Origin of the sequence: uncultured Bacteroides sp. (genome assembly GCF_905207245.1) — a bacterium.
In the GTDB taxonomy this organism is placed as follows: domain Bacteria; phylum Bacteroidota; class Bacteroidia; order Bacteroidales; family Bacteroidaceae; genus Bacteroides.
The window spans coordinates 37,480-46,592 of sequence record NZ_CAJLKP010000050.1 but is presented as its reverse complement, the minus strand read 5'-3'; the positions used below and the strand labels follow the sequence as shown (position 1 = coordinate 46,592).

At 43.7% G+C, this 9,113-nt stretch carries 8 protein-coding genes; all 8 read left to right on the top strand.

The genetic code is table 11. From position 1 onward, the window contains the following. A partial coding sequence (locus QZ135_RS15440; RefSeq protein ID WP_294611124.1) for a DUF3575 domain-containing protein occupies positions 1 to 284 on the top strand: 284 nt, incomplete at its 5' end. 32 nt (positions 285 to 316) lie between these two features. Then, the gene (locus QZ135_RS15435) at positions 317 to 3,304 is read left to right on the top strand and encodes a hypothetical protein (RefSeq protein ID WP_294611122.1); all 2,988 of its coding nucleotides are present in this window, start codon (positions 317 to 319) and stop codon (positions 3,302 to 3,304) included. 54 nt (positions 3,305 to 3,358) lie between these two features. Beyond that, entirely contained in the window at positions 3,359 to 3,646 is a 288-nt protein-coding gene (locus tag QZ135_RS15430) for an HU family DNA-binding protein (RefSeq protein ID WP_294611120.1), read from the top strand. Positions 3,647 to 3,750: 104 nt separating this feature from the next. Further along, on the top strand, positions 3,751 to 4,311 hold the full coding sequence (locus tag QZ135_RS15425; protein ID WP_294611119.1) for a hypothetical protein: 561 nt from the start codon (positions 3,751 to 3,753) through the stop codon (positions 4,309 to 4,311). Positions 4,312 to 4,798: 487 nt separating this feature from the next. Next, positions 4,799 to 5,155, top strand: coding sequence for an HU family DNA-binding protein (locus QZ135_RS15420; protein ID WP_294611117.1), 357 nt, complete (start codon positions 4,799 to 4,801; stop codon positions 5,153 to 5,155). Between the two features lie 1,068 nt (positions 5,156 to 6,223). After that, entirely contained in the window at positions 6,224 to 6,952 is a 729-nt protein-coding gene (locus QZ135_RS15415; RefSeq protein WP_294611115.1) for a hypothetical protein, read from the top strand. Positions 6,953 to 6,956: 4 nt separating this feature from the next. Next, positions 6,957 to 8,387, top strand: a complete 1,431-nt coding sequence (locus QZ135_RS15410) for a hypothetical protein (RefSeq protein WP_294611113.1) — start codon at positions 6,957 to 6,959, stop codon at positions 8,385 to 8,387. 23 nt (positions 8,388 to 8,410) lie between these two features. Further along, positions 8,411 to 9,103 (top strand): hypothetical protein, encoded by a 693-nt coding sequence (locus tag QZ135_RS15405; RefSeq protein ID WP_294611111.1) that lies wholly within the window; start codon positions 8,411 to 8,413, stop codon positions 9,101 to 9,103. The last annotated feature ends 10 nt before the right edge of the window (positions 9,104 to 9,113 follow it).

Below are 9,113 nucleotides of genomic sequence, written 5' to 3'. Positions count from 1 at the left end.
CCGGAAACTTCATCAGCATGTATGCCATGGGCGCACGCTTCAACGTGGCATGGGACAAGGTGCTCGACTACCGTTACCAGGGCTGGGGCTACGGCGCTGGAATGACCTACGGCCGCTCCTGGCTTCTGAGCAAGCGCTGGAACATGGAGGTGGAAGCGGGGCTGGGGCTGCTTGTCACCCCTTACACGAAATACCGTTGCGGACATTGCGGTGATAAGGTGAAATCGGGGACTTATTTCTTACCGACACCTAAAGTGGCGTTTAATCTTGTTTATTTGTTCTGAGGCCTGGCATTAAGCCTGCGCACGGATGATGTATGAAGAGTAGTAAAAGTTTCCATATTCTGTTTCTGGTCATGGTCGTCACTGCATGTTCGCCGTTCGGCAGGCTCTACAAAGAGCAGTCGAGGGTGACACTGGCATTGCCCGCCAACCGCCGGACCGAACCGGTGGAGGTGGCCAGACGCGATTCGGCCGATCAGCCTCCGGTCCTGAACTTTATCTTTGTCGGCGCCAAAGGGGACAGCATTCCCGTGGGCATGTCGGTGGAATGGGACAGTGTCCATAAAGAGAACCTGACCACGATGGCATTGGATGAAGTGGTGGTGTCCGCCGGTTCGACGCGCAACACTGCGGAGCGGAACGGACTGATCAACGTGGAGTTTGTTGTGACGGTGCCCAAGGCGCTGCAGCGGGAGGAGTGGATGGTCAAGGTCCGCCCCGTGCTGCTGAGGGGGAACGTGCCCGACTCTCTGAAAGAACTCCGCTTCACAGGCCGTCGCTTCCGCGAGTTGCAGGAATGGGACTATCGTCGCTATGACCGTTATGTGGAGAAGATCATTCCCGACTCCGCCAATTTTTACCGTACCTACGTAAACTACCGTTCCTTTGAACGCTACCTGGAACGCCTGAAATGGTATAAACGCAAGCTGGAAAAGCTTTGGGCTATACAGGATGCCAAAAAACGCCTTCCGGACCCGCTGCTGCTTCGTTTCGATATGTTCAACCGGCAGGTAATGCGGAGAGACAGCCTGCTGAAAGAGTATATGCTGAATAATTCATTGCGGATGATTGAGCGCCAACAGTGGCAGTACGACCGTGCGCTGGCACGGATGAACGACACATTGCAATCTCAGTGGCCCGGTTTGCAGGAGCGTTTCCGTTACTTCAACCACAAATGGGATCTCCGCACCAACTATCAGGCGGGAGAACTGGTTACCCGTAAAAACTATTTTTATGACAGGGCATCGCTTGCTCCCCTGCGGCAGGCGGAACGCAGGCTTTATTATGCCGGAGGTGTGGACTCGCGCCTCTATAATTCCCGTTTCGGCTTTTTCAATGACAAGATGGAGCGGATGGCTGCCGCCCTTAGCCGGCATTATCAAAACAAAGACGGAAGGGCCGAAAGCCATGCGGGGATAAAATTCTTGCGTACAATGCTGGCGGGACGTGACACTACCTCAATATTTACCGACCACAGCCGGCTGAAAGAGAAATATGCCCGCCGTTACGTGAAGGTAAGAGACTTCTTCCCGATGTTCCACTTTCGCCGTCCGGATGTAGACACAGTGCCTCCCTTATGGTTGACGGCGCAAAGGCCGGATACGGTACAGACCAGGCAGAAGTCATTGGCAAGCTTTTCGGAAGAGGGCGTATTCGCATACTATGGTTTGGGTATGGGCAGGCCAGGATTTACCCGTAGCAAGTCGCCATTATACGCCTATCGCCGCGACCTGACCGATTCGTTGCAGCTGCACCTGCCCGGTCATAAAGTGTCCAGGGAACTCGAACTCAGCCGATTCGACCCGGTGACAACGGTAAGGCATTATATCGACCGTTACGAGAGTCTACGGTCAGTCTACCCGCAATACCACCTGATACGCGAACTGTATAACATACATCCGCCCGCCGTGCGGCATGCCGCCCTGCAGGAAAAATACGGAAACTGGATATCGCACATCAATTCGCTCGACTCCACCGGCCTGGTGCAAAAGTTCTATAACACGCAGAAGATAGCCCGTAACGAGGCTCGTAAAGCGATGAAAGACGAGAAATACCGTGACATCGTGCGCTTCCCGTTCAATCCGGAGGCGGAGCTGGACACGGTGATCTATGCCGCCGACCAGGTGAAGTTCCTCTATTCGCAGAAGGTGCCCGCGGATGAAAACTCGGCACGTATGAAAGTGTTCGTGGTAGGCAATGTGCTGAGCGGCAAGGGAGATAAATATCCTCTCCCGAAGTCTGATACGCTGACTTATTTTGTGAGTTCTATGACTAAATTTATAGACAAGACTCCGCGCTATGTGCGAAAAATCATTGCCCGAGACGCGGAAGCCAATACGAGTGTGAATTTTTACTTTCCGAAAAACAGCTTCAATCTGGACGAAACCATTGACGTGAATCGGCAGGGAGTAAAGAAAGTGAAGGACCTTACCCTGGCGCTGATGACCGATCCTGTGTACCGGATAGACAGCCTGACGCTCTTCGCCACCTCGTCTCCCGAAGGCAGTTGGCGGGTCAACGGGGAGATAGCCCGGAAGCGTGCGCAATCGATCCGTGAGGTATTGGCAAAGGAGTTTACCGTGCTGTACGATTCATTGTCTGTGGGTGTCAACGTCGAGATGGACGAATCGGGCAACTTGATTCACCACAAAGTGGAAAATGAGATTCCGAACCTGCCTGAGCTGATAAAGATACGTACCGTACCCGAGGACTGGGTCAAGCTGCGCCGGCTGATTGTGAATGACGCGGACTTCAAAGGCCATAAAGACGCCATATTGCGGATTATCGACCGCGAACAGGAACCCGACCGGCGCGAATGGCTGATAAAAAGCAAATATAAGCCGGAATATGCTTATATGTTAGATAAACTCTATCCGATAATACGTGCGGTAGACTTCCGCTTCAGCCTCTCCCGCAGGGGAATGAAGCAGGATACGGTTTATACCAACGAGCCTGATACGACGTATGCCCGGGGGGTGGAGTATCTGGAGAAACGTAAATACGCACAGGCATTGGAAATGCTGCGTCCGTATGATGATGTGAATACGGCCATCGCCTACATGTCTCTGGGATATGACAAGGCTGCTTTGCGGATATTTGAGAAATCGGCCCAGACAGCCGAAAACAAGTACATGCAAGCCATCCTTCAGGCACGCTTGGGAGATGAAGAAAAAGCAGTGCGGCTGTTGCTCACTGCGGTAGATATGAACGGACAAATGAAATTCCGCGCGAATCTTGATCCGGAACTCTCGGAACTGGTGAAGAAGTACGGGCTCTTTAAGGAAGAAGATGATTGGAATTAAAAGAAGCAAAGCAGGTGAATCTGTTTTCTATGAATATTATTAAAAACTAAAAAGATGAACAAGAAAGAATTGATTCAAGAGGTCGCTATTCGTAGCGGCATGTCACAAGCGGATGTGGAGAAGACCTTAAACCACATCACAGACACGGTCAGAGACAGTTTGCATAAAGAAGAACCCGTCACACTTGTGGGATTCGGAACTTTCCGGGTGCAGGAACATGCGTCACGCCAGGGGTATAATCCTTCAACCGGTCAGAAAATGGAGATTCCCGCAAAGACGATTGTTAAATTCAAACCGGGCAAATCCCTGGAAATCAATCAAGAAAAAAAGAGCCGGCTATAGGATAAATAAAAAATATGAAGACGAAGAATTTTACGACAAGGATGCTTTAAGTATCCACCTGATAAAATAAATATAAATCTATTAAAACAATTAAAATTATGACAATGAAAAATGTATTATTCCTGTTTCTGATTTCCATCTCTTTCCTTGGAACCGTTTCGGCGCAATCAACCGATAACGATAGTTTGCAACCCACCAAACTCGGGAAATGGAAGAAACCGGCTCCCACTAAGATCGCAGAGGTAGACGCTTATATTGATGCATGTGCAGGTGCTTATCAGGAAGCGATGGATATTCGTAAACAGTACGCCGGCATAGACACCCTGACACTGAATGTAGGTGAAGTTATGGCTATTGCCGGAAACGACGCTGAGGTTATCAAAGCGAAGAAAGCCGAATATGAAGCGTTACTGGATCGCGTCAAAGCCCAGGAGAATACTTTCACTAAACTCCCGGAGATGGCGGAAGCTGCCGTAAAAGCCATTCCGGTGGGATTAAAGGCTATCTCTGCCACCAAAGCCATCACTTCAACCAAGAGTGCCCTGCAACTTATCGTTGAGGAGAACATGGCGTTGCTCAAGGCTGTGACTAAGCAAATAACTACATTGAGTGCCGCTCCTGTAACGGAACAGCCCGAAGAAGGTACCCCGGCTAATGCCGAATAATGACTGCCCGGGTACTTTGACAAGTATAAAATAAATTGTTTGTTTTGTTTGTGTTATGGGTAAATCCCATTTATCTCTATGAAAAAACGTTTATTGTGTCCATACCATTCGGCGGGATATCGGAACGCAAGCGGGCAAAAGGTAAAAGATACAGTGTTTAAAGTTGGATACATCCCTCGTGGAATCACCCGGATGATGATTGGTACGTAGTAATAGTTATCCGGTATCCGTCGTACGTTCATTCTTGATATATATTTAATAGCACTTAGTGATTATGATAAGCAATAGGAAAAATACCCTGTCGGGCAAGTTAAAACATTTCTGCTTGAACCTGTTGGAAAAAGTATTGCTCTGTATTTTTATAGCTGTAATGGCTCTGATAACAATTGTCAGTGCCGTCCCGTCCCTGCTTATATACCTTCTGATAGGTAATTACAGTATGCACAACTTCAAAAGAATGAATGCAGAACACCCCTAAGCCATTTCCATGAATAAAGAGCAATTGATAGCTAAGGCCGCCCGCAGAAGCGGTATGACTCAAAGGGAAGTCAGAAACGGTTTGAATGCCGTTATTGAGACATTGGTAGAAGCCTTTGAAAATGATACTGACGTTGCCATAGCCGGACTGGGCACTTTCCAGGTCAGGAAAAGGAGTAATGTCAAGAAATACCTGCCGAAAGACGGTAAAGGTCCTGTAAAAGGAGTAAAAGGAGGAAGAGTCATGTATGACATATCTGACAGGAGAGTTATCAAGTTCAATCCGGCTCCTTATATCCGGCGGGAATATTCAGCAGAAAATTCATCGCGTCTTATAGAACTGAAAGGCGAAGAGCCTCGAAAATGACAGTTATCGGACAAACCTACATGACACTACTTGAATACACTTCACCCCACTTTATATATTATTGAAAACCAGTTAGTAGACTACATCCATGTATCGCCAAAATGGGATACATGGATGTTTTTTGTAGCCCCCAATGCACCCTACATGGTGCGGTTAGTACCGTATAAATATGCCTTCCCCCGAAAAAACTTCATTATAAGCCTTTTACATTAAATTTTATTGTCTATATTTGCATTCAGAAAGAAATCAGTATTAACCCTATCCATGTAGGGCTGTATGTAGGATTTGGAGGAATCAACGGAATGTATATACTGATAATCAATAACTTATCTTCAAAATATAATCAAAATACGTCTCACAATTGTAAGTATTGTGCTTCACAGTAGTTAATCTTGTGCTTCACAATTGTGGTCAAGATTAAACAAAGGATACGAAAGTAAAGAAAAAGGTGTGTTACACGATATTAAACGCCTTTATCAGCTAAAGTTCATGCATGGTTTTCTTTAAACAGGCCGGCTTTCAATACATAGAATAATATAGCATTCCTCGAATAAAAAAAACAGACTGAATATTTGTGAAATATCACCTGAGATCCTACAGTAAAACCAATATACTTAGTTACATAAATCCAGATAGGATATTTGTAAATATACAAGAGTATATTTCAATATACCTTTGCATAACCTTTATATACATGCTTTATTCTTAAAACAAAAGTATAATCAACAAATTAGAATTCAACAGCAAGTTCTTTCGTTCGCACTCCAAAATAAGTAACTTACCATTTTACAGCAATAGCCCCTTCAATCACGTAGCATCTTTTTTCAAGGTCAAAAAACATCAGAATAATCCTCATTTTAGGCCTAATAAACCATCATTCCACACGTTAGGCCATTTCCCACTTAATTCCGATTTGTATTTGAGTTATTATTGGGTATTTTTGAACGTAAAAATAACATAATACTATTAATGAAAACACAATGGAATTTGATATCCAATCAAACAACATTCGAATATAACAAATTCCTTCATTGCATAATTTTAAGAATAATCATAATGCAAACAAGTATGAAAGAAGAAATAAGAATTACATCTGATTGTCATTGGGAAGGAATGTCTTGGGATGAATTAAAAAAAAAACTTGAAACTGATCCCGAGTATAAAGCCAATTTAGAGGTAGCACGTCGCATAATAAACAACTATGAAGCAGTTGTCAACTACTATATAGGACCAATGAGCGCCCTATTAGTAGAAAAGATTAATAGAATTATGGGAGAAAACTTCTATGCTGATTTTTATTTGTTTTTGTCTTCTCCTTTTGTCAACAATATACCGGAGTGGCACAAAATATCTCTCTATGAGGCAAAAGACTGTAATTTGCAATCATATACATCACTGATTACATGCCGGCATTTCTATAAATTGGCTAAAAAAGAAAAAAAGAAAAAAAACAATGAAGTTGATTTGCTCGAATATAAGGATTACGAATCTCTTTTATTATGTGATCAAGCAGAAGATGATGGCGAAAGCCTGACCCAAGCCCGCATGAGAAAAGCTTTTGCACAGCTAAGTGAAAAGGACAAGTTGGTACTTACCTGTCTGGTTATAAAAAAGATGCCGGCAATTGACGCTTATCCGATGGTTGAGGACATGATACATCCTCTTGCAAAAAATGGAATGACGAGTGATCAAGTAAAATCTAATTGGTCTGTAAAGCAACGTCAAGATGCTATGTCTTTGATGAAAGGACGTGCTTTGAATCATCTGCTTATTAAGTACAACGAACAAAAAAACTAGAAAAATGAAACAAATTGATGACAGCACTTTTAGCAAATTCGTTTGCAATGCCCTCCCTCAATCAAAGATGATTGAAGTTGAGAAACAACTCATTGAAAATGGGGAAGCTCCAGCTGCTATTCATGCTTCTATTCTCAATTATGAGATAAACATGGATACTGCAAATGAGATACTTGGCATGGATGAAGAACAGTATAATGAAAAAAATGTGGTGAACGAAGTTAGAAAAGAAGAACTGAATGACTCTATAAAGGTACAAAACGAAACAATAACGTTTAATAGTACTAATATGAACATTAATTTTACAAAAGAAGAAGCACTGAAAATTCAGGAGCTTTTCGCAGCTTACAACAAGTCCGAGAATTCAGAATTGACTATTGATGAGAATCTCGTTAACTTTTATCTCGACCAGCGCCCCGGCACCTTTGCCGAAGATGCTCACGAAGTAGTAAAAGGTTTTCATAAAGGAATTGAAACATTCAACACCAATCTTACAGAAGCACTCAAAGAGGATGGCATCGACTACGTGTCGCAACTGAAAGAATTGGGTACGGATCTTACTAACGAGCAAAAGTATGAACTGTATATCAACTTCCTCGCCGCTCTCCATGTACTCAACGTACAGAACTTTGATGCAGAGCAAGCATCACAGATTGAAGACTTTGAAACTATCAAACAGGGGCTTGCTCCTATCGGTGACGTTACCGATGAGATGCTTGACGAGGCAATTGAAAAGATTGCCGATGCTCTCAACAACAACACACTTTGCATGACCTCTATTGACAAAGTGAAAGATTTGATGGAGTCGCTCCCTAATGGAACAGAAGCAATACAAGAAACATTGCTTGGAAGTGAGAATGACATGCGTGCAAAACTTATAACTGCACTTGCTACCTACATCGCATACCAAAATGAAGATATTGCTTCACTCAAAGGCCAAGAGGTATCTCCTGAAACGATTGCTATTGCTGCAGCAGCCGGTATCGAACAAGCTCACGTAATAGAGGACACCCGTACCGGCAAGATTACGATTGAAAAAGCGATCAAAGTATTAAAGATTATTGGCGGTGTAGCGCTTTGGACTGCATTAACAGCAGGGGTTATTTATGTCACCATAAATTTGGCAATGTTCACGATGGCATCGTTAATTGGCCTGCTAGGCACTTCCTTACTCGCCATTATCGTAGCCGGCGGAATGGCACTAATGGTTAGCATTGGCATTTCCAACAGCTTATCCGACACTTTAAGTTCGGTAATGGACGGTGCCGGCAACATCTTTGACAAGATCGTAGCCACTTGGCGAGAAATTGCATGGCCTGCGATTAAGCAAAAAGCAGAAACATTCATTTCATGGGTTCGAGACTTACTCACAAATAAAAATGTAGAGCAGACAACGGAAACGTCTCCCATTACAGTAGTAACCACCCAAGCATAGACAAACCTATAAATATACATATCATGGGATTCATATTATCTGCAATCGAGAATGTTAAGGATTTCTTCAGTTCCATATTGAATAAAATCCGGGAGCGTTCCAACGCATGGAATGAACACAGACAACGAGTGAGAGAACGCTCCGACTATATTCGGCAAATTGAGCAATTTGAATCCACGTACTGTCCCGAAGTGCCAGATCAAAAACTGGCACTTCAAGTACGGCAGTATCTGGAAGAAAAGTTTCCCAATGGTATAGAAGAACGTCTTTCTCAAATGTCTGTTGACGAATTGCCGGACTTCTTTATGGAAATAGAAAAGGAGGCTGAAGAAATAATGGATGTGACCACTGAAGAAACTGTAATAGTTTATCCTACAACTGAAGAAGAAAACATGAAATATGGTTGCGGATTCTATAATAGGAAAGATAACCTGTTGTGTATTAATGGCGTTTATCTTTACTCCGGCGATACAGAACTAATTAAAGAGCAAATCTTCACGATCTTCCACGAATTGAAACATGCACGCCAATGGGCCGCCATTGAAGATAGAAAAGATTATGGTTATTCCGAAGAATTGATTCAAGTGTGGGAACAGAATATGAGAAATTACATTAGCCCATATGAAAGTGATGAAGCATATCGAAAACAACCAGTGGAACTTGACACATTTGGATTCGAAGAACGATTAAAAGAAGGTTACTATACGAACAACTAATTTTGAAACT

Bases quoted from the DNA above. Each gene is read 5' to 3' on its own strand.
- QZ135_RS15435 (WP_294611122.1), top strand. From the start codon at position 317: ATGAAGAGTAGTAAAAGTTTCCATATTCTGTTTCTGGTCATGGTCGTC.
- QZ135_RS15430 (WP_294611120.1), top strand. From the start codon at position 3,359: ATGAACAAGAAAGAATTGATTCAAGAGGTCGCTATTCGTAGCGGCATG.
- QZ135_RS15425 (WP_294611119.1), top strand. From the start codon at position 3,751: ATGAAAAATGTATTATTCCTGTTTCTGATTTCCATCTCTTTCCTTGGA.
- QZ135_RS15420 (WP_294611117.1), top strand. From the start codon at position 4,799: ATGAATAAAGAGCAATTGATAGCTAAGGCCGCCCGCAGAAGCGGTATG.
- QZ135_RS15415 (WP_294611115.1), top strand. From the start codon at position 6,224: ATGAAAGAAGAAATAAGAATTACATCTGATTGTCATTGGGAAGGAATG.
- QZ135_RS15410 (WP_294611113.1), top strand. From the start codon at position 6,957: ATGAAACAAATTGATGACAGCACTTTTAGCAAATTCGTTTGCAATGCC.
- QZ135_RS15405 (WP_294611111.1), top strand. From the start codon at position 8,411: ATGGGATTCATATTATCTGCAATCGAGAATGTTAAGGATTTCTTCAGT.